Annotated in this window: 20 protein-coding genes; 8 read left to right on the plus strand and 12 right to left on the minus strand. The window is 54.1% G+C overall.

The features are described from left to right. Window positions 1-19 precede the first annotated feature (19 nt). From O5O45_RS22305 to O5O45_RS22325, 5 genes are all read left to right on the plus strand, one after another. On the plus strand, window positions 20-1,306 hold the full coding sequence (locus tag O5O45_RS22305) for an OmpA family protein (protein WP_305901536.1): 1,287 nt from the start codon (window positions 20-22) through the stop codon (window positions 1,304-1,306). A gap of 171 nt (window positions 1,307-1,477) precedes the next feature. Then, a complete protein-coding gene (locus tag O5O45_RS22310; RefSeq protein ID WP_127968330.1) occupies window positions 1,478-2,005 on the plus strand; it encodes an aminoacyl-tRNA deacylase in 528 nt (175 codons plus the stop codon). A gap of 40 nt (window positions 2,006-2,045) precedes the next feature. Then, window positions 2,046-2,843, plus strand: coding sequence for a substrate-binding periplasmic protein (locus tag O5O45_RS22315; RefSeq protein ID WP_305901537.1), 798 nt, complete (start codon window positions 2,046-2,048; stop codon window positions 2,841-2,843). A 102-nt stretch (window positions 2,844-2,945) separates the two neighbouring features. After that, window positions 2,946-4,229 (plus strand): FAD-dependent monooxygenase, encoded by a 1,284-nt coding sequence (locus O5O45_RS22320; RefSeq protein WP_305901538.1) that lies wholly within the window; start codon window positions 2,946-2,948, stop codon window positions 4,227-4,229. Between the two features lie 53 nt (window positions 4,230-4,282). Next, window positions 4,283-4,645, plus strand: a complete 363-nt coding sequence (locus tag O5O45_RS22325) for a histidine triad nucleotide-binding protein (protein ID WP_305901539.1) — start codon at window positions 4,283-4,285, stop codon at window positions 4,643-4,645. 47 nt (window positions 4,646-4,692) lie between these two features. On the opposite strand, the gene O5O45_RS22330 is transcribed toward O5O45_RS22325, so the two are convergent. From O5O45_RS22330 to O5O45_RS22375, 10 genes are all read right to left on the minus strand, one after another. Continuing rightward, window positions 4,693-5,580, minus strand: a complete 888-nt coding sequence (locus tag O5O45_RS22330; protein ID WP_305901540.1) for an alpha/beta hydrolase family protein — start codon at window positions 5,578-5,580, stop codon at window positions 4,693-4,695. A 101-nt stretch (window positions 5,581-5,681) separates the two neighbouring features. After that, window positions 5,682-7,049 (minus strand): sodium:proton antiporter NhaD, encoded by a 1,368-nt coding sequence (nhaD, locus tag O5O45_RS22335; RefSeq protein ID WP_305901541.1) that lies wholly within the window; start codon window positions 7,047-7,049, stop codon window positions 5,682-5,684. A gap of 575 nt (window positions 7,050-7,624) precedes the next feature. Continuing rightward, window positions 7,625-8,452: a DUF2059 domain-containing protein gene (locus O5O45_RS22340; RefSeq protein WP_305901542.1), complete on the minus strand. Its 828-nt coding sequence runs from the start codon at window positions 8,450-8,452 to the stop codon at window positions 7,625-7,627. Window positions 8,453-8,578: 126 nt separating this feature from the next. Beyond that, the gene (locus tag O5O45_RS22345) at window positions 8,579-8,971 is read right to left on the minus strand and encodes a gamma-glutamylcyclotransferase family protein (protein WP_305901543.1); all 393 of its coding nucleotides are present in this window, start codon (window positions 8,969-8,971) and stop codon (window positions 8,579-8,581) included. A 98-nt stretch (window positions 8,972-9,069) separates the two neighbouring features. After that, the gene (gene phoU / locus O5O45_RS22350) at window positions 9,070-9,789 is read right to left on the minus strand and encodes a phosphate signaling complex protein PhoU (RefSeq protein WP_305901544.1); all 720 of its coding nucleotides are present in this window, start codon (window positions 9,787-9,789) and stop codon (window positions 9,070-9,072) included. Window positions 9,790-9,827: 38 nt separating this feature from the next. Then, the gene (gene pstB, locus O5O45_RS22355) at window positions 9,828-10,700 is read right to left on the minus strand and encodes a phosphate ABC transporter ATP-binding protein PstB (protein ID WP_371748013.1); all 873 of its coding nucleotides are present in this window, start codon (window positions 10,698-10,700) and stop codon (window positions 9,828-9,830) included. A 54-nt stretch (window positions 10,701-10,754) separates the two neighbouring features. Then, entirely contained in the window at window positions 10,755-12,419 is a 1,665-nt protein-coding gene (pstA, locus tag O5O45_RS22360) for a phosphate ABC transporter permease PstA (protein WP_305901546.1), read from the minus strand. Window positions 12,420-12,485: 66 nt separating this feature from the next. Continuing rightward, on the minus strand, window positions 12,486-14,762 hold the full coding sequence (locus tag O5O45_RS22365; protein WP_305901547.1) for an ABC transporter permease subunit: 2,277 nt from the start codon (window positions 14,760-14,762) through the stop codon (window positions 12,486-12,488). A 274-nt stretch (window positions 14,763-15,036) separates the two neighbouring features. Further along, complete coding sequence (locus O5O45_RS22370; RefSeq protein WP_305901548.1) at window positions 15,037-16,728, minus strand: TIGR03545 family protein; 1,692 nt, start codon at window positions 16,726-16,728, stop codon at window positions 15,037-15,039. Between the two features lie 197 nt (window positions 16,729-16,925). Further along, on the minus strand, window positions 16,926-17,897 hold the full coding sequence (locus O5O45_RS22375; protein WP_305901549.1) for a PstS family phosphate ABC transporter substrate-binding protein: 972 nt from the start codon (window positions 17,895-17,897) through the stop codon (window positions 16,926-16,928). 343 nt (window positions 17,898-18,240) lie between these two features. On the opposite strand from O5O45_RS22375, the gene O5O45_RS22380 reads away from it, so the two are divergent. The 3 genes from O5O45_RS22380 to O5O45_RS22390 all read left to right on the plus strand — a co-directional run bounded on the left by O5O45_RS22380 (window position 18,241) and on the right by O5O45_RS22390 (window position 20,655). Continuing rightward, entirely contained in the window at window positions 18,241-18,780 is a 540-nt protein-coding gene (locus O5O45_RS22380; RefSeq protein WP_305901550.1) for a TRAP transporter small permease subunit, read from the plus strand. Window position 18,781: 1 nt separating this feature from the next. After that, a complete protein-coding gene (locus O5O45_RS22385) occupies window positions 18,782-20,161 on the plus strand; it encodes a TRAP transporter large permease (RefSeq protein ID WP_305901551.1) in 1,380 nt (459 codons plus the stop codon). 98 nt (window positions 20,162-20,259) lie between these two features. Beyond that, window positions 20,260-20,655 (plus strand): acyl-CoA thioesterase, encoded by a 396-nt coding sequence (locus tag O5O45_RS22390; RefSeq protein WP_305901552.1) that lies wholly within the window; start codon window positions 20,260-20,262, stop codon window positions 20,653-20,655. 69 nt (window positions 20,656-20,724) lie between these two features. On the opposite strand, the gene O5O45_RS22395 is transcribed toward O5O45_RS22390, so the two are convergent. Both O5O45_RS22395 and uvrD read right to left on the minus strand, forming a co-directional pair. Then, a complete protein-coding gene (locus O5O45_RS22395) occupies window positions 20,725-21,828 on the minus strand; it encodes a TRAP transporter substrate-binding protein (RefSeq protein WP_305901553.1) in 1,104 nt (367 codons plus the stop codon). Between the two features lie 217 nt (window positions 21,829-22,045). After that, window positions 22,046-24,211: a DNA helicase II gene (gene uvrD / locus O5O45_RS22400; protein ID WP_305901554.1), complete on the minus strand. Its 2,166-nt coding sequence runs from the start codon at window positions 24,209-24,211 to the stop codon at window positions 22,046-22,048. Window positions 24,212-24,333: the final 122 nt, after the last annotated feature.

The raw sequence follows: 24,333 nt of genomic DNA on the forward strand, positions 1-24,333 counted from the left end.
ATTACACAAAGAGGTGGCAATGAAAGCAAAACTACTCCCATCTATTTTACTTGTGAGCGCCATTGCATCCGCGCAGCCGGCGCTTGCCGACGGACGCGAAAAAGGCGCTTATTTCACAGGCCTGCTCGGCTACACATTTTTCGACCATGAGCGTCAAATTGAAGACGATCCCAGTTTGGCGGCAGGTTTGGGCTATAACTTCACGCCAGCTATCTCCGCTGAAGTTCTGATCGGCGCAGCGGATCTAGAGCGCAAACATAACACAGGCTATCTTGATAGCGTGTTCTATCGTGTTGACGCTCTCTATCACTTCAACCAGGGAGAAGCGTGGCGCCCCTATATTGTTGGCGGCGCAGGCAACTATAGATTCAAATACGACGGTGGCGGCAAAGATGAAGAAACCCAGTACAACCTGGGCGCCGGCATCAAGCACGCTATCAGTGAATCCATGGACGTGCGCTTTGACGCCCGTGGCGTATATGGCGATGAGGACGAAACCAAAGACGCCATGTTGAACCTGGGCTTCACCTACATGTTCGCCTCAGCCGCGGCGGCGCCTATGGACAGCGATAGAGACGGCGTATATGACGACGAAGACGCCTGCCCTGGCACACCCTACGGCGCTACTGTCGACGCTCGCGGATGTGAAGTGATCGGCGATGCGGATGGCGACGGCGTGACAGATGATAAGGACCAGTGCCCCAACACCAAAGCTGGCGCACGCGTTGACGCCACTGGCTGTCCAGTTGTCGGCGACGATGACGCAGACGGCGTACCGAACGAAAAAGACCAGTGCCCGAACTCTCCCGCAGCGGCCAAAGTGGACAGCAGAGGCTGCCCGCTGGACACCGACCGTGACGGCATCACCGACGGTCTGGACGCATGCCCTGACACGCCCTATGGCGCGAAAGTGGACAACCGCGGCTGCCGTATTCAGTTGAGCGAAACTGTAACTATTACACTGAACGTCACCTTCCCCACCAACTCAGCCGCGATTCCGGACGAGTTCGTATCCGAAGTAGAGAAACTGGCTGAATTCATGCGCCAGTATCCAGACACGAAAGCTGTAGTGGAAGGACACACTGACGATCGCGGCCAAGACGCCTACAACCAGAAGCTGTCTGAGAAGCGCGCCAACGCCGTGCGTCAGATGGTCGTTGAGCGTTTCGGCATCGCCGGCGAGAGAATCTCCAGCGTCGGCTACGGCGAAGCCCGTCCGATTGGCGATAACAACACTGCAGAAGGCCGTAGCGCCAACCGTCGTGTTGTAGCAGTCGTGGAAGCGACCGTTAAAACCAATCAATAACGGCTCATTCGCCAGATAATCCAAGCAAGGGGAACTCAGGTTCCCCTTTTTATTTTTCCCATCCGTTACCCAGTTCCCAACTTTCAGCCCCTTGGTTTGCTGCAATCGCAACTTAATAGGCTATCTTAATTAATAAGAGCGAATGTTTCTTATCCAGGCTGGAGGTGGCTTATGCCTGTACAATCTTTGAAGAACTTCCTCGATGGACATCAAGTCCGATATGTGTCGATACAGCACTCCCCTGCTTATACAGCCCAGGAGATCGCTCAATCCGCGCATATCTGCGGGAAGATGCTCGCAAAAACCGTGATTGTCATGATGGACGGCAAGTTCGCGATGGCGGTTATGCCCGCCACATCACGCATCCGTTGGGACCGTTTCATGCGCGCGATGGGTACGGATTTCATAGAGTTGGCGGACGAAGAAGACTTCAAAGATCATTTTGCGGAATGCGAAGTCGGCGCCATACCTCCTTTCGGCAATCTGTACGGCATGTCCGTCTATATGGACGAGCATCTGCGCAATAACGAAGAGATCGCCTTCAGCGCAGGCACTCACAGCGAGATCCTGCGCATGTCCATGAGCGCATATGTCGACTTGGCGCGGCCGCTTATCATGAATGAAGGGTTCGTTCAGCCCAACAGCCCGCCGCTACAGAGGGTGCGGCAAGGCCGCAAACGCGCCCACAGGCACGCCTGACCCCGGAGCAGTCAATATTCGCCAGCATAGACCGGCAGCGTTGCCGATATACAAATATCTGACGCTTACGCTGGCGGCGTTATGGCTGCTCGCGGGTTTCGCCTACGCTGAGAAGCCGACGCTTATCCTGGGCGGCCCTCCCTGGCCGCCTTACTTGGATGAAGATCACCCACACCGTGGCCTGGCCACGGAAATCGTGGAGTCCGCCTTCCATAAAGCGGGCTATCCGGTGCAGATTAAGATCTTGCCCTGGCCTCGTCTGTTGCGGGCAGCAGAGTTCAAAGAAGTTGATGTCATGATAGGCCTTTGGTGGACACTTGAAAGAGAAGAAGCCTTTATCTTTTCCTCTCCCTATTATGTCAACGTCATCGGTTTCGCCGCGCCGACAGAGAGCACATTCAAACCATCGCGCCTCAGTGATCTCACCAATGTCCGCATTGGCGTGCGCCAAGGCGCCCGCTTTTGGAGCCCTTTTGACTTCTCGACTTCACTGAACAAAGTCACCGTCAACACAACAGAAAGCGCCCTCAATATGACCGCTGTCGGACGACTGGATCTGACCGTGGAGGACGTCAGGATTCTGAAAAATCTCATCAATCATGATGAAAGGCTGAGCGAGAACCTGAAAATACTGCCTCTGCCCTTGGTGTATCGCCCCTTGCATATGGGGGTGCGTCGCAACCTGGACAACGCCGAAGTCATCGCCGCCGACTTCAACGCAGCCCTGGCCGGGCTTCTGCAAAGCGGTTGGGTGGCGACCATATATCGACGCTACGGCATAGCGGAGAGCCCTTTGGATATCCTTACCCGTACGCCGCCCTCCATGGCGGACGAATAAGGCCCTGGCGCCTGCGCCAAGGCTTTGCAGTCCCCTTCCCTATTCCTCTATCATTAGGCTCCCGGCTTATCCAGCCGCCGTCCGGAACGCATTGACATTACTATGACAGACAAGGCTTCTTCCCAGCTTAGCGACGCCCCCGATTATGACGTCATTATCGTCGGCGGAGGCATGGTCGGCGCAGCCATCGCCGCAGCGTTAAAGAACACCGCCTTAAAAACAGCGGTTATTGAGAGGGAGCCGCCGGCCCCCTTCAGCCCTGACGAGACGCCGGACCTGCGCGTATCCGCTATCAATTTCGCCAGCGAGCAGTTTCTCACTCAGATTGGCGCCTGGGAACACGCACTATGTATGCGCGCCCACCCCTACCAACGACTGGCGGTGTGGGAAAAACTGGGCAATCCCCTGGGCGAGCGATTGTCGTCGGTGGTCAACAAAACAGAGTTTGATTCTCGCCAGGTCGGCCACTCCCATCTTGGTCATATTGTTGAAAACCGGGTCATTCAATTGGCCCTGCTGCGCGTGGTCGAGCAGGCGGAAAACGTAACCTTGATCAGTGGACGGCGCATTAACGCCATCAACTTTCGCGCATCGTCTCCCGAAGTCACACTGGACGATCAAACCCTACTGCGCGGACGCTTGATCATCGGCGCAGATGGCGGCTCCTCCCTGGTCCGGGAACAGGCGCAGCTCGGATTATTCAGCGACGCCTACGAGCAGCATGCCCTGGTGGTCAGCGTCGCCATAGCAGGCGAGCCCCAAGATATTACCTGGCAGGCATTCCGACCCCATGGACCACTGGCGTTTCTGCCATTGTGCGCCATCGATGGCGTCGCCTACGCCTCCTTGGTCTGGTACGACCAGCCCGCCAAGTTAAAGGCTTTACAGCAACTCTCTCAGGAAGAGTTTATCCAAGCCCTGCGCAAAGAGTTTCCCCGGCAGTTGCCGAGATTACTCCAAGTGCTCGGTAAAGGCTCATTCCCACTCGTTAAACGACACGCTCAACACTATGTGGCTCAGGGCGTCGCGCTGGCGGGCGACGCCGCGCATACAATTAATCCCCTGGCGGGACAGGGGGTTAACCTCGGGTTTCAAGATGCCGCCGCCCTTGCGGAAGTTATTCAAAAAGCCGCTGAACGAGGACTAGACATTGGAGATCTCCAGACTCTACGCCAATATGAGCGACTGCGCCGAGGAGAGAACCTGAAAATGATGACGCTGATGGATGGATTTTATTACGCTTTCAGCAACAATCTGGCCCCAGTGAAGTTGGCGCGCAACCTGGGTCTCGGGCTCGCTGGCTTGTTAGGGCCTGCGAAGCGCAAGGTCATCGCCTACGCCATGGGGCTGAATGGCGCGCAGCCTGAACGTCCGCTGACGCGCTGACTGTCGCAACAAAACATAACCACACTGTATACGCAGCCAAAGGATGCAAGACCATGTCTGAAACGATTTTCAGCAAAATCATCAAACGGGAAATTCCCGCCGACATTATCTACGAGGATGAGTTCTGTCTGGCGTTTAACGATATCAACCCCCAGGCGCCAGTACATTTTCTGGTCATTCCCAAAAAGCCCATCGCCACCATCAATGACATTGAGGAGCAAGACCGGGAACTAGTGGGCCACCTGTACATCGCGGCGGCAAAAATCGCCAAAGAAAAAGGGTTCGCCGACGATGGTTATCGTGTAGTGATGAACTGCAATGAAAGCGCGGGACAAACGGTTTTCCATATCCACCTTCACGTTCTGGCGGGGAAACCTCTGGGCTGGCCGCCGTATACGGACAAGCTCAAAGTCTAGGCTTGCCCTTCTAGACGATGGAAAGGGTAAGGCGCGAACTTACCCTTTCAACCCCCCTCCGAGACAGCCAAAGGCGTCTCAGGTCGCAATGCGCTACGCTCCAGCCAATCGCCAACTCGTTGCGCCAGACTCTCTGAATGCTTGATCCAGTTGAAGTGCCCAACGCTGGCGCCGCCGAAATCAGCATCCGTTAGACGCCAGTGCGTTACCTCCGCAGAAGGCATTTTGCGATACAGGTTCGCCACCGCTTCAGCCGGAGCCAGCTCATCCGACTCGAATGAGATCGCCAGTACAGGTTTAGTGACCGCTCCCAAGAGACGCTCATAATTTATCGGGCTGCGCTCTGGGTAGTAATCGCCGGTGCGGGCGTTGCGCGCCCAATCGCGTATCAGTCGACGCGCCTCCCGCCCGGCGAAGCCGATACGATCCCCCGGCATATATCCCCATATCTCACTAACGCCGCGTAGAAATTGCGTGCCGGCGAGAATCCGCCAAGGCTTGGCGTATCCTTTGAAATACACATTACAGGAAGCCAGCAAAATCAGTCCCGCTACGGATCCTGGCTGCTCCGCCATGTAAAGAGAGCTCAATTGTCCACCCAGACTATGACCAAGCAGCCAGATCGGCGAGTCCGGCAGATGCAGCCTCACACAGTCCAGCACTGCCGGCCAGTCGTACTGGACCATTTCGTAGTAGCCGAAGTTAGTGCGCCGGGAAGCGCGCACGGAACTACTGCCATGACCACGCAGATCCGCCGTTACACAGTGCACGCCGCGAGCGGCCAACGCCTCCGCCAAGGGCGCATAAAAGCTGGCGCGCACACCCATGGCGGGCATGCAGACAACCACCGGCGCCGCCGTCTCCTCCGTGCGATACAGAGACAGCGTGGAATGCACTTGGTCCTGGCTACTGACCGGTATTATCTCAGGGGACATGGTGAAGGCTCTCTAGCGTCAATGTGTTCCATGCTAACATTGATAGGCTAGACAGGTGAAGACCCGGTTTAACTTCCACCGGGTCTGCCCTGAGCGTCGACTCAGGTTCCGTTGATCGCCAGATGCGCGGCGATAGATACACCGTAGCCGATCAAAATGGCCCAAGACCATTTCAGATGAGACAAGAAGGTATAGCTGCCTTTTGACTGCCCCATCAACGCCACTCCGGCAGCCGACCCGATGGACAGCAGACTGCCGCCCACTCCCGCAGTAAGCGTGATTAACAGCCATTGGTTGACATCCATATCCGGCTCCATGGAAATGATTGCAAACATCACCGGGATATTATCCACGACAGCAGAGATAGTTCCCGCCACAATATTGGCGATAGTTGGACCCCAATTATCGTACATGCCATGGGACATCATCTGCAGATAGCCCAACGTCGCCAAGCCGCCCACACAGAAGATAACACCGAAAAAGAACAATAACGTGTCCCACTCCGCACGCGCCACCCTTCGGAAAATATCAAACTGGATATCATCCTCCACCGTGCCGGTTTTACGTAGAAAATAAGCGAAAAACATGAGTACAGACATACCCGTCATCATGCCGAGAAACGGCGGCAGATGGAAAAAGCGCTCAAAGCAGACCGCCGTCGCAATGGTGAGTAGAAACAAAGCGCAGATGCGTAGCCCGCCTCGCTTGATTGGAACCAGCCCACCATGTCCTGAAGGAACGCCATTAGGCAGGAAAAAGTTCATGATCAGCGCAGGCGTTACAAAATTCAGCACGGAAGGAATGAACAGCGCAAAAAACTCTTCAAACTGAACTTTCTTGGAGGCCCACACCATCAAAGTCGTAATGTCCCCAAAAGGACTGAACGCCCCTCCTGCGTTAGCGCCCACCACCACGTTGACCATCGCCAAAGAGACAAATTGCGTGTCTTTGCCCCCCACCGCCATGATGACGGCGCCCATCAACAACGCCGTTGTGAGGTTATCCGCCACTGGCGAAATGAAAAACGCCAGCCATCCGGTAACCCAGAACAGCTTACGATAACTCATGCCCTTGTGAACCAGGTACGAGCGTAAGGACTCAAAGACATGACGCTCTTCCATCGCATTGATGAAAGTCATCGCCACCAATAGAAATAAGAATAAAGCGCCGTATTCCAACAAGTTGTGAGAAACGGCGCTGTGGATTTCGTCATCGCTGCGTCCCATGTCCTGAGCCACGCTGGCCACCAGGACCCAGATTAATCCAGCGGCGAAAATAACCGGCTTGGATTTCCTTAAGTGCAACACTTCTTCCGCCATGACGGCGATATAAGCGACGATAAAAATTATGACGGCGAGTATCGCCTTGGGTGAATCAGTGGCGTCGAGGACGAACATGCCTCCTTCAGAGGCCCAAACAGGACCGGCCATGCACAGCAGACCGCCCAGCAGAAGTGGAAGTTTTCTCATTCAGCTAATCCGTACTTTAGTTCTCGGTTATTGTTATTGAGCGCGCCCCTGTCAACGATTTACTACAAACCACCGCCTGCAGGCGCAGAACATAATGAAAAACGTTGAAATTTTATGGGCTGGGAAAAGATTGCGCAATTAAGCTTAAGTCTCTGATGGCTTGTAGGCGCTAAGCATAATCCGGATAAAACGCCGGGGTTGTTGATATGCGTCAACCCTGAGGCAAAGGGAATTGGTTACAGTTGCGCTCAGCGCTGGCGGAATAGCGGCAGGACTGAGCTCAAGGGGTCCGGTGATGTTGCAACGCCATCCAGCGCTCCATCCGGTTTCGACAGGGTGGTCGCTCGCGGGTCATCTCTCCCTCCTCCCGACCCGCGGGCAACTTATTAATCAGGCAGACAAATAGCTTCCTTCTATTTGTCTGCAACGACAGGGCCTGCACATGTCAGGCCTGTCTCCCGCGGCTAGCCGCCGCGCAGACGCATCCATGCGCCTGGTTATTAACATGTCAATATTATTGCCATGTTAATAATTTTCAGGTTCGGCGTTCAACGCCATACAAGGAACCCTCGGGCTTATTGCGCCCCAGCCAACTGATTCAGTCTCTCGCCCAGCATCTCTGAACGTTCTTCCAGTACATCAAACAATGCCGTCTTTAACGCCTCCACGAAACGCGCCCCCTCATCGGTGCGGGCGAACGCAATGTAGCCCTTCATGTCTGCAAGCGGCACATCCCGATAGGTATAGAGATAATTCAGATAAACTTGCTGTCCCACCATGCCCCGCATGGAAAAGCGACGCTCTTCAATTACCCTTTTCAGATCATGATACGAAGGCAGCTCAGGTCCTTTCGCAACCGAAGTGATGGCGGCGGCCATGGCCAATTGAATAGTGACGGTATTATCCAACATGGAGTCCGTCGCACGGGTGGCGCGATCATAGGCGGAGAATAAGTGTTCCCTTTCGCCGCCTTTGTTTTCCTCACTCAGGCTCTCCATTCTTTTCTGCGCCTCGGCATACTCCTCCGAGCTCATTGCGTTGAGTTCCGCCGCCACGATTTTCTGGCCGATTGGCGAGCGATACCACTGTAAAACATGGCGCATTTCCGTTGGCGACAGCTGCTGCTCCAGGCGTCTTTCCACCTGACTTTGCAGATCATCCGCCTGATAAGCGCCATCCACCACCCGTTCAAACAGATCCATCAGATCTTCCGACGCACCTGTGCGGCGGATGTTGGCGCGAATCCCGGTTTTTATCATATCCGGGTAGCGCGACAGCAATTCATCCACACCAGTTTGAGCCAGCAAATCTGCGGACAGCGAAGCGTCCGATTTGACGGCGAAAACCGGAGTGGAAAGCAGAATAGCGGACAGCAGACAGAAAACAGCGCGGAACAACTTCATATGAGAGCATCCCAAAAACAACGACAACAGGAAAACGCGGCGAGCGGCGTGAATCCGTTCGCCTGTTTTCCAGTATAGTTGTCTAAATTTTCAGCGCTTTGGAAAACCGGCTTATATTACAAAAACCTACAATTCACTAAGATAGTTAACCAGACTGTCTCTTAGAAAGGTTTCGTAACGCCAGAGACGGGTGGTCAGTTTCTCAGGCCGGCGATAGAGGTAAACCCAAGCAGTAAGGCGGCCGCCTCCCGGCGTCCTGACAGAGCAGTAACGACGCACATAATCATCGCCTTCGTAATGGTCAAGGCGGGCGATGTCATGCTGGGTCAGACCATGATAAAGGTAACCGGGGCAAATGGCGTTACGATCGCGCCAAAGGCCAGGATAAGCCTTACCAACAACCTGTAGACAACGATATCCCGACAATCTGGCGGCGGAGGCTTCGGGCGCCCATCCTAACAGCCGTTGCATCACATGAGGATGACGCAGCGTGCCATAACAAAAAAGCGGCGTAGACAATGCACAAATCCTGATAGCAGTAGTTGAAACAGCGGCGCCAGACGCAAAAAACGCAGCCGAAACTGCGTTTTACCATGAAAAGAGCCGCCGAAAAAAGGTCAGGACCTCTCGATAAGCTTCTCTGTCTTCTCCAGAGAAACATGGCGCACGTCCTTGCCTTTCACCATAAAAATCACGTGCTCACAGATATTTCTGGCGTGGTCGCCGATACGCTCCAGCGCACGCAACACCCACATGACGCTCAGGATACGGGAGATACTGCGTGGGTCTTCCATCATGAACGTCACCAGTGAACGCATCGCGGTTTTATACTCGATATCCACTGACTTGTCTTCTTTCATGACTTCGAAGGCCAGATCCAAATCAAAACGGGCGAAGGCGTCCAAAGCGTCATGCACCATTTTTCCGACATGACTGCCGATATGACGCACTTCCACATAGCCGCGCGGCGCTTCGCCCTCTTCCAGCAATTGCAACGCGTTCTTGGCGATTTTCTCCGACTCGTCGCCGATGCGCTCAAGGTCGTTGACCATTTTCGCAATCGCCACCACCAGACGCAGGTCGCTCGCCGTGGGCTGGCGCTTGGCGATCACCCGGGTGCATTCCTCATCGATGGTGATTTCCAGTTTATCGACGTCATTGTCATTCTGGCGCACCATCTCGGCCAGTTCGGAATCCCCCCGCACCAACGCCTCAACCGCGTCCGCCACCTGCTTTTCCACCAAGCCGCCCATCACCAGAACATGGTTCCGAAGCTCCCGCAAATCCACATTGAACTGTTGAGAAATATGCTGCAAATGAACGTCTGAGTTCGCCATATATGCTTCCTATTACTAATTTCCACCGGGGAAAACTGTTACCCGTAACGCCCGGTAATATAATCTTCTGTCTGCTTGCAGGACGGATTGGTGAACAGCTGGTTGGTGCTGCCGAATTCAATCAGGTCGCCCATATACATGAACGCAGTATAGTCCGATACTCGCGCCGCCTGCTGCATATTGTGGGTGACGATGACGATGGTGTAATCGTTTTTCAGCTCATGGATCAGCTCTTCGATCTTCAGCGTTGATAACGGGTCCAAGGCCGACGCAGGTTCGTCAAGCAGGAGGACTTCCGGTTTCACCGCCACCGTGCGGGCGATAACCAAACGCTGCTGCTGGCCGCCGGACAGACCCAAAGCGCTGTCATTCAGACGGTCTTTCACTTCATCCCACAACGCTGCGGACCTGAGCGCCCACTCCACGGTTTCATCCAGAATACGCTTCTTGTTGATGCCCTGAATTCTGAGCCCGTAAGCCACGTTCTCATAGATGCTCTTGGGGAACGGGTTCGGCTTCTGGAACACCATACCCACCCGACGGCGCAATTCCGCTACATCCACGCCTTTACGGTAGATGTCTTCCTTTTCCAGCAGGATCTGCCCGTCAATACGACATCCATCAACCAGATCATTCATGCGGTTAAAGCAACGCAGCAGGGTGGACTTACCACAACCCGACGGACCAATAAACGACGTCACCCGCTTCTGCGGGATGCGCATATCAATGCCGTGCAACGCTTCTTTCTCGCCGTAGAACAGTTTGAGCTTGTTCACCTCCAGGGCGATCGTCTCATTGTCGATCGACAGATCCTCCATCGAGCGCTCAATCGCGCTAATGTCGATACCGTGAGAACGGTGCTTGGATTCGTTGAATGGCTGCTCTTCGTTCACTACGTTCTGATTGGTCATAGTTTCACTCATTATAGTCCTCCCCACCGGCTTCGGGGCGTCATCCGGCTCAGGTTACATCTCAAGGGCTTTGTACTTTTCACGCAGGCGGTTACGAATCGCCACTGCACTCAGGTTGAGCAATGCGATCACCACCACCAGCAACAGGGCCGTCGCATAAACCAGTGGACGCGCCGCCTCGACGTTCGGGCTTTGAAAGCCGACGTCGTAAATATGGAAGCCCAGGTGCATAAATTTTTGATCCAGATGCAGGTAAGGATAATTGCCATCCAACGGCAACGATGGAGCCAGCTTGACCACCCCTACCAGCATCAAAGGAGCCACTTCCCCGGCAGCGCGCGCAATCGCCAGGATCACGCCAGTCATCATCGCCGGACTGGCCATCGGCAGAACAACCCGCCACAACGTCTCGGCCTTGGTGGCGCCCAGCGCCAGGCTGCCCTCACGAATCGAGCGGGGAATACGCGCCAGGCCTTCCTCTGTCGCGACGATCACCACGGGCAACGTCAAAATAGCCAGGGTGATAGAGGCCCACAGCAAGCCGGGAGCGCCAAAGGTCGGCGACGGCAGCGCTTCTGGAAAAAAGTGCTCGTCAATGCCGCTACCAATAAAGTAAATGAAAAAACCCAGGCCAAATACGCCGTATACGATAGAGGGTACGCCCGCCAGGTTATTCACCGCGATACGGATAATTCGCGTCAACGCGCCCTGATGCGCATACTCCCTCAGGTACACCGCTGCAATCACCCCCAGAGGCGTCACCAGCACGGACATGATAATCACCATCAACACCGTACCGTAGATAGCGGGGAAAATACCGCCTTCTGTGTTCGCCTCGCGGGGATCATCGCTGATGAATTCCCAGATTTTGGCGAAATAGAATCCGATTTTTTCTCCCAGTCCCATCTGATTCGGCTGAAAAGCGCGCACCACTTTGGACAGAGAAATTTCCAGTTCCTTACCATTCATCGCGCGAGCCACCAGGGCGTCGCGTTTGATTTCCTGATACAGCTCGTTCAGGTCTTTCTGCAGCACTTCATAAGTGGCGTGCTGTTCAGCTCGCTCAGCTTCAATCTCCGCCATGGCTTCCGGCGTCTTACGACCGTCCAGCTCAAGGCGACGCTCCTTTAGACGCAGGCGCTCCAGCGTATAGTTCACCTTACCGATCTGCTGCTTCTCGATGTCGTAAATACGGTCGTGCAGCGACAAGGCGCGATCGATGCGGGATTGTAACTCTTCCCATGCGCCGGAACCTGAGGCCACTATCGAGCCGTTTTCTTTGACGGACACCAGATAGCCATAAAAATTACCCCACTCGCGACGCTCCAGCGTCATCAACTCTTTGGGATAGCGCACGTCGCGCATACGATCCGCCAGCACCCAACGGAAGTCGGAGCCGAGCACATCCCGATTGCCGGTCTTGATCAGATCACGGCGCATATAATCCACGCCCGGCGGCACCTGTACACCAGCGGCGTGCAATTGCTCCGCAGGCACTTCTTCCGTTTCAACGACCTCACCAATCAACAGCGTAGTTTTATCGTTCTCGCCAAGATAATCCGTTTCCATCAGGCTGTGAGGCCAAAAGTGGGCCAAGCCGCGCACGCCAATCAGCAACAGCAGACCGAACACCATCACCAGACTGATCGATACGGCGCCGGCGTTAATCCAGATCCAGGGATCGCCTTTGTTAAACCAGGTTTTCAGTGAAACGCGCATTCTGTTCTCTCGATTCTCTCAGATTTCTTGACTGCCCATCGGACTTCCGCATGACTCAGCGTGACCTTAGATCACGCTGTACTTGGCCCGTAGACGCTGGCGCACGAATTCGGCCACGGTGTTTACCAGGAAGGTAAACAAGAACAACACGAACGCCGCCAGGAACAGAATCCGGAAGTGGGAGCTGCCAACTTCGGACTCCGGCATTTCCACCGCAATGTTAGCGGCCAGCGTACGCATGCCCTCAAAGATGTTCATGTCCATAATCGGCGTGTTGCCTGTCGCCATCAGCACAATCATGGTCTCACCGACAGCGCGTCCCAGACCGATCATCAGTGCGGAGAAAATACCCGGGCTGGCGGTCGGCAACACCACGCGAATCATGGTTTGCCATTGTGTTGCGCCCAGCGCTAGTGATCCGTAGGTCAGATGCTTGGGTACGCTGAATACGGCGTCTTCGGTAATGGAGAAAATAGTGGGAATCACCGCAAAACCCATCGCCGCGCCAACCACAAGAGCGTTGCGCTGGTCATAATCCAAGCCCAGGTTGTCTTTCAGCCAAAGAGGCATATTGCCGGCGAACAAAGCGATCTCTACAACAGGGCTGATAGCGAAACTAAGCCAACCGATGAAACAGATAACCGGCAACAGCAACAATGGCTCCCAACCTTCCGGAACCATCAGACGTACGGACTGCGGCATATTGGCCCATGCGAAGCTAAACACAAGAATCGCGATCGGGGTCAGCACCAACAGCGTAAATACGCCCGGCATGTGAGACTCCATGAATGGAGCGAAAAACAAACCAGCCAGAAAGCCCAAAATAACCGTCGGCAACGCTTCCATAAGCTCAATCGCCGGCTTCACTTTCCGACGCAAAGTCGGCGACATGAAATGAGCGGTATACAAGGCGCCGCAGATTGCCAGAGGAATTGCGATCAACATGGCGTAGAACGCCGCTTTGATCGTGCCGAAGACCAGGGGCGTAAGGCTGTACTTGGGTTCAAAGTCATTACTGGCTGCGGAGGACTGCCAAACATAATCAGGCTCGGAATAACCTTCATACCAGACTTCGTTCCAGAGCGCGGACCAGGATACGTCCGGATGTTCATTGTCGATGCTCCAGAAATGCAGACGATCATCCTGTGACTGCAGCAGCATGAAGTTGGCTCTGGGCGCGACCGCCATATGCTTGACGTCGCCATCGACGACCTGCTCCTGCAACAAATGGCGTTCAGCAGTGGTATTAAAAATCGCCGCGTCACCCTGAGCGGTAGCAACCAGAAAGCCTTTGCGTCTTGGCTCTACCGCAATTCTGGCGATGGCCGACTTACCCGCCTGGAAGCTGCGCACATGCTGCAAGTGATATTGATTTTCAGCGTCGCGAACGGGGAACCACTGGCGTATCTCGCCACGGTTGTTGGCGATCAACAAGGAATAGCCGCCCAGCAGAAACCTCATGTCAGTGATCTGGGAACCAGACGCGACAGCGTCGACGCGCGCGATCAGATCCGGCGACTGCTTGTTGGAAATGTCGTACATATCCAGCTTGCCGCTCTTGGTAGCAACATACAGCCAACGGGTATCTGGACTGATCTGAATGGAAACGATATCGCCATTCACTGATGGCATAGTGACGGAGGACTCTTCCAGCGTCACGTCGCCAGTCAGGAAGTTCGCTTCCTTCTCGTAGAAGCTGGCGAACAGCTTGTTCGACTCATTGGCGCCGACGACCAGCAGGTAGTCATTATTATCACGCACCGCCACATGGGTCAGCGCCGAGCCGGATGGATCTAACGCCATCGGAGACTCGCCATAGGGAAACTCCAGCGATGGAGTGATTACCCTGACATTGTTGGGCCAAGTGATATTATAAGTGTGCTTGAAGATAACAACGCCGCCGTCACTCACTCCAGCCACCACGGTATTGGAGCCCGGCGCGCCTTCGTTAACGCCTGTCAATGACGCGCCATCTGAAATAGGCAGACGGGTAGCGGAATCAACGGAGCCATCTTTTAAATTAAAAAAAGTGACATTGCCATTATCATCCAGACGCATTCCCTTCTCGGCTTGCTCTTCCATGCCCAGCAACAGGGTCGCGCCCTTCTCGCCGGGAATGTCATAACTGGCGACAGCGTCTACGGACGCGGATTCAAAAATCGGCGCCACTTCATACAGTAAGTAAAAGAAGATTAGGGTGACTGCAACAATGACGCTCACACCGCCAGCGGCGATAAACCCTTTCGCCATTTTGTCTTTCAGGGTTCGGATACTGCGGTGACGCTTGAGCTGGGGGGTATTGAAGTCTATCTCCGGGGCTTTGACAGATACCGCCTCATTCATAGTGAAATCCCAATATTAAAAGATGCGCAAACGATAACGGCACAATGTGACATTTATGTTACAACCCTGTCACATTTGTCGCTGGCGGAGACTTCATTAAAGCAAAGGGATTTTAAGCTTCTATGACAGCTTATCGGGACGTGGAGCCAGCAACCGCCAATGCTCCAGGCGACAAGCAAGTAACGGGCGACGTAAGGGATAAAGAGAGGGAGCGTTAGCGAGGATGAAGCCGTGTCATCCCCGCTTATTAACGCTGATTAGAGCAGAATCTCAGTTACAGCAGGTTGGAAAAGTCGCCGATGCGTTCTTGTAACAGCGCGTTGATATCGACCAGTCCATTCAACTCACTGTCCAGTCCGCCGACTTTCTCGCTGACGATTTCATTCAGTTTCGCCTGCACTTTTCCAGAAAGCTTTTTCTTTTCCTCATCGATCAGCCCTTTCACGCTTTGCGACAGAATTTTGTCCAGACTGGAGGTAATCTTCACTTCTGGGTCCTGCAACGCGCCTGAGGCCAGCATATTCACATCGAACTGAGAAATATTCTTCAACGCGTTCAGCAACGCCTTCTTCAGGGGAGCGCTCTCGCCCTCCAACAGATTGGCCAGTTGGACTTCCAGGAACTTGGCGTCGACATTCATCGCCAGCTTGCCGTCTGTAATGTCGGCCTTGCCCGCAATGGCAGCGATGGCTTTGCTCAAGGTCACGGGGAAGTCTTCTTTATCAGAGAAGACGATATCGGTGACAGGTAAATCCTTCAGGTCGAAGGAGAACGAGTCTTTAGCGACAGCGGTGACGTGATCAAGGACGCCTTTGAAGTCCATCTTTCCAATGCCCTGCGCCTGGCTTTGCAACGCTAATTGCGCAGGCTTACCCCAAACATCCGCGCGATCCGTCAAGTTGTTGAACTCACCGGAGAACGGCACATCCTGCTGTGGGATCGGCAATTTACCGCTGATGCTCAGCGTCTTCACCAGGAACCGTGGCAAGCCATCGCTGTAATCCGTTGTGTCGGGCTCTGAGGCGGATTTCTGCGTTTCATCGCCAGAGCCATTGATGTAAGGCTGCAAACGACCGTACCACATGTAGGCGTTGTTCGCCCATTTCGCCACCTCATCGCCGAACAAGGCTTTCGCCAGACCTTCCCAGGCGCCAGGATTCAAACCGGCCAGCTCCATCACACGCTTCATATCTTCCTGCGGCGCGGCTTTTACTTTGGCCAGATCCGCTTTCAACTGGGCAACTTCTTTTTCCAGATCAGCCTTGGCGTCGCGAATTTTCTGCAAGTCTTTCTTGGCGTCGCTCTGCAAATCCTTCACCTTGGCGACCGCCTGCAGTCTTTCCAGAGGATTTTTCGCCTCTTTCAACGCCTTGATGCGCTGCTTATAGCTTTCCAGGGTTTCTTTATTGGGCAAGCCATCGATACGCTCTTTCCAGGCTTTCTTGCGCGCAGCCAGAGACGCCTCCATCTCTTTGGCCATGGCTACGGTCTTGAGGTCCACTCTGGCCAGCAGTTCATTCGGATCTGGAATATCAATGGCCGGCAGTTTCATATCTTCTTTGAACTGATCAACCAGCGACGGTTCCTGACTGGGCGGCGGCGTTAATCCCGGCACAGCGCCGGTAACCGAGCGCGCAGTATTAAAACGCATTCCTTCCAGCGCAGCGGTCTCCACAATTACTTTGGACTTCAACAATGGCTCCCAGTCCAGGTTCGCGTCGATCAGTTCCGCTTCAAATGCATTGGTCATCGGCGCCTGAGGATTAGTCACCTTCAAACCATAAATTGAGGCGCCAAGAGGAAAGAAACGGACATCCACCGAATCGACTTCCACTTTGGCCTTAACCGCTTTGGTTCCTTCTTCTTCAATCGCGAACTTGGCGATGATATCTATAAAAAAGAGAGCGGCTATGACTATTACGATCAACAGAACGAATACATAGCCAACCAACTTAAGTGCGCGCATGGCTTTTCCTTATGTTTTCTTTGGCGAGAGAGTTACCCCGATAATCGCATAAGATAGCAGCGCGGATGTGAAATGTGTATTGCGGGATGGCGGGGATTATGCGTAGAACCCAAGCAGGTAAGTACGCCCCACAAAAGAAAAAACCGCCAGCAAGAGGCGGTTTTTTTCGACCTTTCGGCTTTGTCTGTAAGTGAGTCTTACAGCGCCAGCTCTTTCAGGTACTTGCTGGTGACGGAAGCAGGCAGCGGCACGTAGCCGTCTTTCACAACCACTTCCTGACCCTGCTTGGACATGATCATTTTGATGAACTCGCCAACGATAGGGTCCAGGTCTTTGTTTGGAGCCTTGTTAACGTATACGTACAAGAAACGGGACAGTGGGTATTCGCCAGTGATCGCCGTTGCAGGTGAAGCTTCTACGAACTTGTCGCCGTCTTTCTTGGCCAGAGGGACCAAGCGTACGCTAGCGGTTTTGTAACCAATGCCAGAATAACCAATGCCATTTACAGATTCAGACACGCCCTGAACGACGGATGCCGAACCCGGCTGTTCGTTAACGTTATTTTTGAAGTCGCCTTTACACAATGCGTGCTCTTTAAAGTAACCGTAGGTGCCGGAAACTGAGTTACGACCAAACAATTGAACGGAACGGTTCGCCATGGAACCGGTTAAACCCAGATCGCCCCAGGCAGTGACGTCTTTGCTGAAGCCGCACTTGCGAGTGGAGGAGAACACGGCGTCAACTTGCGCCATGGTCATGCCTTTAATGGGATTGTCTTTATGTACGAACACCGCCAAGGCATCAATTGCAACGGGGATCGCGGTTGGCTTGTAGCCGAATTTCTTCTCAAAGGCTTCCAGCTCTTTGTCTTTCATCTTGCGGCTCATTGGTCCCAAGTTGGAAGTGCCTTCGGTCAATGCTGGCGGAGCGGTAGAGGATCCAGCAGCTTGAATCTGAATATTGACGTTTGGATAGTTACGCTTGAACTCTTCAGCCCACAGTGTCATCAGGTTGGCCAGAGTATCGGAACCTACGCTGGATAGATTGCCGGAAACACCACTTGCTTTGCTGTAATCAGTCAGCTTGGGATCCAGATCCGCGGAAGCTGCGCCTGCCCAGAATGAAGCAGCGACAACTGTGGCTGCCGCAAAAAATTTTTTTAATTGCATAGGGATGAACTCCTGATTTCGATTGCGACGTATCCGATAGGTTCGTCGGATTGATCGCCACTATAGGATTCGAATGTGACAGGGATGTTACAAAATGACGCGTTGTGACATGCAGATTGCAACGTGATTTCACCCAAGGCTCATCGCATTCCCCCTTCACTCAGGTTAAACTTAGCGGTTGAATTTCCGCCCCGGTTAAGGAAACAAGAGACTGCTTCACATTAGGGATTTTTCGGGCGTCGTATGCATAGATATGTCAGAAGTAAGTGCTGTGGACATAAAGGGCTGCTGACTCGGTCGTTACGCCGATAGCCCCATCTAACAACAAGAAGGAAAATCCATAATGACTAACGGCCTCACTGCTGTTGTGAGACTCATTGACGCATTTACCGAGAAAACCGGCGCGATCATCGCCTGGCTCAATATCGGAATGGTGGTCGGAACCGTCGCCGTCGTCCTGCTCCGATACGTCTTCAACAACAGTTCCATCGCCCTGCAGGAATCCGTGCTTTACATGCACGGCTTTGTATTCATGATCGCATCCGCCTACACCCTGAAACACGACGAACACGTCAGGGTGGATATTCTTTACCAACGATTTTCCGTCCGCGGCAAAGCGATAGTGAATCTGTTGGGAACCTTGTTGCTGCTTTTCCCTCTGATCATTTACATCGGCATAGAAAGCTGGCCTTACATTGCCCAAAGCTGGCGCATTCGCGAAGTGTCTCCAGAAACGGCTGGCCTGCCTGCCGTCTTCATCCTCAAATCACTTATTCTGGCGCTGGTTTTTGTGCTTGGCGCTCAGGGTATTGCGGAGGTTCTGCGCAACCTTTGCCTGATTATCGCCCCCAGCCATTCCAGCGGACAGAAGGAGCAAGACTGAAATGGAGTATATGTCGCTGTTCATGTTCGCTGCGGTATGTCTGGTACTGCTTTGCGGTTATCCCGTCGCGTTCTCGCTCGCCGGCACCGCCCTCGCCTTCGCTGGCATTGGCGCCATGGCGGGCGTCTTTGATAACAGTTTCCTGCTGGCCACTCCCAGTCGCTTATATGGGTTAATGAATAACCAAACACTGCTGGCGGTTCCTTTATTCGTCTTTATGGGATGCATGCTGCAGAAGTCAAAGATCGCAGAGAACCTGCTGGAAAGCATGGCCATGCTGTTCCGTAATATTCCTGGCGGTCTGGGGATTTCCGTCGCGGTCGTCGGCATGTTGCTGGCGGCCAGTACAGGCATCGTCGGCGCTACGGTGGTGACCATGGGCCTCATCTCTCTGCCTACCATGCTGAAAAGCAAGTACAGTAAAGCGGTAGCGACGGGCACAATTTGCGCCACGGGAACTTTGGGCCAGATCATTCCCCCGTCGATCGCCTTGGTATTGCTGGGCGATGTACTTTCCAGCGCCTACCAACAAGCCCAGCGCGACATGGGCATATTCAACCCGGACACCGTATCCGTGGGCGACCTGTTCGTTGGAGCGCTGATCCCCGGTCTTGTACTGGTTCTGCTGTACATCATTTATCTGTTTGTGCTGGCGCTGGTTAAACCTGACCTGTTGCCTGCGGGTGAAAAGCTGAGCAAGCAGGAAATGCACTCACGGGAACTCTCCCTGCTACGCGATCTAGCGCCGCCTCTAGCGCTGATCGTCGCCGTTCTCGGCTCAATTCTGTCCGGCATCGCCACACCAACGGAAGCCGCAGGCGTCGGCGCATTCGGGGCCATAATCCTGGCGACCTATAAACGCCAGATCTCAATTTCTGTACTAAGGGACGTTTGCCAACAAACCACCCGCGTCACCTGTATGGTGTTCATGATTCTGATTGGCGCCACCATTTTTTCACTGGTGTTCCGCGCTTATGGCGGCGATGAGCTAATCAAAGAAATTTTCACCTCCATGCCCGGCGGCGTCTTCATGGCGGTACTCGTGGTGATGCTGGTTATTTTTTTATTGGGCTTTATCCTCGACTTCATTGAGATCACCTTTGTCGTCGTGCCCATAGTCGGCCCGGTATTGCTGGCGATGGGCGTTGACCCAATCTGGCTGGGCATCATGATTGGCTTGAATTTACAAACGTCGTTCCTGACCCCCCCTTTCGGGTTTTCGCTGTTTTATTTACGCGGGGTCGCCCCAAGTCATGTGAAAACGACGGACATTTACATGGGCGTGGCCCCATTTATCGCTATCCAAGTATTAATGCTTTGTTTGCTGGCGGCTTGGCCGTCACTGGCGACCTGGTTGCCGGAGGTGGTTTACGGGCCCTGACCGCCTCATTAGTTTAGCGCCTTCGCTACTGCGGAGAAACGCCGCGACAGCGCCTAAACTTGCAGATATCGGATTTTCATAAATACAAGAGAACTGTCATGAAAGCTTCTAGTAGCTCAGCACCCAACGGAGAACTGGCGCTTCGCGTCATTGCTCTCGATAAGGACACCAACTCCAACGGCGATATCTACGCCGGCTGGTTGATGTCGCAGATGGATCTGGCAGCCGCCAGCATGGCCGGTCGCATCGCCAAAGGCCGCACTGCGACGGTATCCGTAAAGCAATTGGACTTCCTATCTCCGGTCAGAATCGGTGCGGAAGTCAGTTGTTATGCGCGCATGGTTAACATCGGCACCAGCTCCATGCACATCGAAGTGGAGGTTTGGACCCGAGACAACCATCAGAATACTCCCCGCAAGGTGACTGAAGGCGTATTTGTGCTGGTCGCGATTGACGACTCAGGACGCATTCGCGCAGTGCCTGCCGGAGAGTGAGCGGGCGCAAGACGCGAAGCATAAAAAAAACCGCAGCCTGTGCTGCGGTTTTTGTGTCTATCGAGCGCCTTAGGATCTGGCGTTGATATAAGCTTTTTCTGAGATCTCATGATATTTCCACACATTGCTGCGGAACTTCTCGTAAGACTCATACACTTTCTTCACCGCGGGGTCTTTCTCCGCAATCTCCTGAATCGTCTGACGGGAGATGTCCTGCAACTCCTTCAGCACGTCATCAGGGAAACGTCTGACATCCACGCCGTGGTTGTTGACGAGTTCGTTCAAAGCAGCATTATTACGCGCCGTATATTCATCCAGCATGTCCTGGTTGGTCATACGCGCAGCGACCTCGACGATGGCCTGCAGATCTTTCGGTAGAGCTTCAAACGCTTTCTTATTGAACGTGAATTCCAGGGAAGTACCAGGTTCATGCCAGCCAGGGTAATAGTAATGCTTGGCGGCTTTATGCAGGCCAAACGCCAAATCATTGTATGGACCTACCCATTCGGTGGCGTCAATAGCGCCGGTCTGCAGGGCCGTGAATATTTCTCCGCCAGGCAGCTGCACAGGCGTGCCTCCCGCCCGTTGCAATACTTCTCCGCCCAACCCAGGGATACGCATCTTGAGGCCTTTCAGGTCATCCAGAGAGTTGATCTCTTTGTTGAACCAGCCTCCCATCTGCACGCCGGTGTTGCCGCCAAGCATAGGAATGACGCCGAAAGGTTCATACAGTTCACGCCATAATTCCAGACCCCCGCCGTAGCTGATCCAGGAGTTGATTTCCTGAGCGTTCAAGCCGAAGGGAACGGTGGAGAAAAACTGTGCGGCGGGAATTTTGCCTTTCCAGTAGTAAGCTGCTGCGTGGCCTGCTTCCGCAGTGCCCTGGGAGACGGCGTCAAACACTTCCAGCGCGGGAACCAGTTCTCCGGCGCCGAAGACTTTGATCTTCAGACGACCGTCGCTCATACGTTCGACTTCTTTGGCGAAGCGCTCTGGAGCCTCGCCCAGTCCTGGGAAGTTTTTAGGCCAGGAAGTCACCAGCTTCCACTGGATGGTTTGCTTGGGCGCCTGCTGGGCAACCGGGGCCGCCGCTTCTTTCTCGGCGGAGCATCCGCCCAACAGCATTCCCAACATGCCTGCGCCCATCAGGGAAAACAGATAGCGTCTTTTCATTCGATTGCGTCTCCTTTGTCTTTATTCTTATGTGATCTCGGCGCCTTGCGCAGCCAAGCATCCAGCGCCAGTCGCCAAGCCATCCAAATGGGCGGGTAAAGCCTGCTTAGATGAGCCGGCGAGAAGGCTGCGCTCCGCAGTATAACTCTATTGTCCGGCAAAAGGACACTGGCGGAGCGCGCACAAAATCTAACGGGTCACTTAACAGCCATACAGTTCAAATCACTTCCAGTCTGGCGTATGAAAGCACCAACCATTTACTGCCCTGATCATCAAAGTTCACCTGAATACGAGAATGCGGCCCACTGCCTTCATAGTTCAGCACGACGCCTTCGCCAAACTTCTCATGTCGCACCCGCTGTCCAAGTGAAATACCCGACTGCTGCGCGGATTCGCCAATAGCCCCATGCGCCGGCCCACGATCCCAAAACATAGGCTTGCTTACGACAGAGCGCAAACGCACTTCACGCAATAGCTCATTGGGAATTTCGCGGACAAAGCGAGAAATGGAGTGGTATTTATCCTGACCGTATAAGCGGCGACTTTCCGCAAAAGTAAGCACCAATTTTTCCATCGCGCGAGTGATGCCGACATAGCACAGACGGCGCTCTTCCTCCAAGCGACCCGCCTCTTCCAGCGCCATCGAGTGAGGGAACAACTCTTCCTCCATACCTGTCAGAAAGACCAGGGGAAATTCCAAACCTTTGGCGGAATGCAGCGTCATAAGTTGCACAGCATCCTGATCCGCATCCGCCTGACGCTCGCCCGCATCCAGCGCCGCCTGGGTCAGAAACTCCGCCAACGGCGATTCATTGTCGAGCGTTTCATACTCAGCAACCGCATTCACCAACTCTAGCAGGTTTTCCTTACGCGCTTCCGCCTTATCTCCCTTTTCATTGGCGTGATGCTCCAATAGGCCGCTGACATCCAACATATGCTTGGTCAGATCCTGCAAGCTGTTCTCTTTCGCATACTCACGCAGGGTTTCGACTATTTCAATAAATTGCTTCAGACCAGCCCCCGCCTTGCCTTTAAGCAAGCCTGCGCCAACCGCCGCCACCGTAGTCCGCCATAACGATTCTCTGCGCTCGCGAGCGGCGTCGCGCAATGTCTCCAACGACTTGGCGCCAACGCCGCGAGGGGGGATATTGACCACCCGCTCAAAGGCGGCGTCATCATGAGCGAAGTGAGCCAGACGCAAATACGCCACAGCGTTTTTAACTTCCAAACGATCATAGAAGCGCAAACCGCCATATATCCGATAAGGCACGCCGCGGCGAATCAGCGCTTCTTCCAATACCCGCGATTGCACGTTGGAGCGATACAACAGCGCCACTTCCGAACGGGAGCGCCCCTGATTCACCCAGGACTGCACCGACTCGACGATATAATTGGCTTCATCCTGCTCGTTAAAAGCGGCGTAAACATCAATCGCCTCACCGTCTCCTTGATCCGTCCAGAGCTGTTTGCCAAGGCGGCTCGGATTATGGGCAATGACGTGGTTAGCGGCCCGCAGAATAGTCTGCGTGGAACGGTAGTTCTGCTCCAGACGCACCAACGCAGCTTCGCTGAAGTCATTCTGAAAACGCTGTATGTTCTCAATCTTGGCCCCGCGCCAGCCGTAGATGGACTGGTCGTCGTCTCCGACCACGGTCATGGGGACGCGATCCCCCGCCAACACGCGCAGCCAGGCATACTGAATAGTGTTGGTGTCCTGAAACTCATCCACCAGAATATGTTGAAAGCGTTGCTGATAATGTTGCAGCAAATCCGGCTTCTGCAGCCAGAGTTCATGAGAGCGCAGCAGTAACTCGCCAAAGTCCACCAGCCCACTCTGCCGACAGTATTCGTCGTAACGCTGGTATATCTTGTTCATGGTCTGCCGCCAGGCGTCGCTACCAGGCTCAATATGTTCCGGTCGCAGCCCTTCGTCTTTCTGGCTGTTGATAAAATACTGCGCCTGGCGCGCAGGCCACTTGGACTCATCCAGTCCCAGCTCCCGAATCACCCGCTTCAGCATGCGCTGCTGATCATCGGAGTCGATGACCTGGAAGTTTTCCGGCAGGCCGGCTTCCCGCCAGTGCGCGCGCAACAGTCGATGCGCCAGGCTGTGAAAAGTGCCAAGCCACATGCCGCGCGTAGGAATATGCAACAGCGACTCCACCCGCTCGCGCATTTCCCGCGCCGCCTTATTGGTGAACGTCACCGCCATTATTGCGTGAGCGCCAATGCGCTCAACTTGAATCAACCATGCCATGCGGTGCACAAGAACGCGGGTTTTGCCGCTGCCGGCGCCAGCCAGAACCAGCAGGTTGCCGGCGCTGGCGGTAACCGCCTCACGTTGAGCATCGTTAAGCGGGTCCAATACCGCCGTTACGTCCATTGCTGAGACTTACCTCTCTTTGTTTGAAGGGCTTTGTTGTTAACGGCTTTCCGCGAATGACATGTCAGGGAATTTAACCGCAGACCAATCTCCGATTTTATTCGAAGTGCTTGTGCGCAAGT

This window comes from Hahella sp. HNIBRBA332 (genome assembly GCF_030719035.1).
Taxonomy (GTDB): Bacteria; Pseudomonadota; Gammaproteobacteria; order Pseudomonadales; family Oleiphilaceae; genus Hahella.

Excerpts from the sequence above, each read along its gene's own strand:
- O5O45_RS22320 (WP_305901538.1), top strand. The coding sequence starts at position 2,946 with ATGACAGACAAGGCTTCTTCCCAGCTTAGCGACGCCCCCGATTATGAC.
- uvrD (WP_305901554.1), bottom strand. The coding sequence starts at position 24,211 with ATGGACGTAACGGCGGTATTGGACCCGCTTAACGATGCTCAACGTGAG.
- O5O45_RS22390 (WP_305901552.1), top strand. The coding sequence starts at position 20,260 with ATGAAAGCTTCTAGTAGCTCAGCACCCAACGGAGAACTGGCGCTTCGC.
- pstA (WP_305901546.1), bottom strand. The coding sequence starts at position 12,419 with ATGCGCGTTTCACTGAAAACCTGGTTTAACAAAGGCGATCCCTGGATC.
- phoU (WP_305901544.1), bottom strand. The coding sequence starts at position 9,789 with ATGGCGAACTCAGACGTTCATTTGCAGCATATTTCTCAACAGTTCAAT.
- O5O45_RS22340 (WP_305901542.1), bottom strand. The coding sequence starts at position 8,452 with ATGAAGTTGTTCCGCGCTGTTTTCTGTCTGCTGTCCGCTATTCTGCTT.
- O5O45_RS22310 (WP_127968330.1), top strand. The coding sequence starts at position 1,478 with ATGCCTGTACAATCTTTGAAGAACTTCCTCGATGGACATCAAGTCCGA.
- O5O45_RS22370 (WP_305901548.1), bottom strand. The coding sequence starts at position 16,728 with ATGCGCGCACTTAAGTTGGTTGGCTATGTATTCGTTCTGTTGATCGTA.
- O5O45_RS22330 (WP_305901540.1), bottom strand. The coding sequence starts at position 5,580 with ATGTCCCCTGAGATAATACCGGTCAGTAGCCAGGACCAAGTGCATTCC.
- O5O45_RS22385 (WP_305901551.1), top strand. The coding sequence starts at position 18,782 with ATGGAGTATATGTCGCTGTTCATGTTCGCTGCGGTATGTCTGGTACTG.
- O5O45_RS22325 (WP_305901539.1), top strand. The coding sequence starts at position 4,283 with ATGTCTGAAACGATTTTCAGCAAAATCATCAAACGGGAAATTCCCGCC.
- pstB (WP_371748013.1), bottom strand. The coding sequence starts at position 10,700 with ATGACCAATCAGAACGTAGTGAACGAAGAGCAGCCATTCAACGAATCC.
- O5O45_RS22395 (WP_305901553.1), bottom strand. The coding sequence starts at position 21,828 with ATGAAAAGACGCTATCTGTTTTCCCTGATGGGCGCAGGCATGTTGGGA.
- O5O45_RS22305 (WP_305901536.1), top strand. The coding sequence starts at position 20 with ATGAAAGCAAAACTACTCCCATCTATTTTACTTGTGAGCGCCATTGCA.
- O5O45_RS22365 (WP_305901547.1), bottom strand. The coding sequence starts at position 14,762 with ATGAATGAGGCGGTATCTGTCAAAGCCCCGGAGATAGACTTCAATACC.
- O5O45_RS22380 (WP_305901550.1), top strand. The coding sequence starts at position 18,241 with ATGACTAACGGCCTCACTGCTGTTGTGAGACTCATTGACGCATTTACC.
- nhaD (WP_305901541.1), bottom strand. The coding sequence starts at position 7,049 with ATGAGAAAACTTCCACTTCTGCTGGGCGGTCTGCTGTGCATGGCCGGT.
- O5O45_RS22375 (WP_305901549.1), bottom strand. The coding sequence starts at position 17,897 with ATGCAATTAAAAAAATTTTTTGCGGCAGCCACAGTTGTCGCTGCTTCA.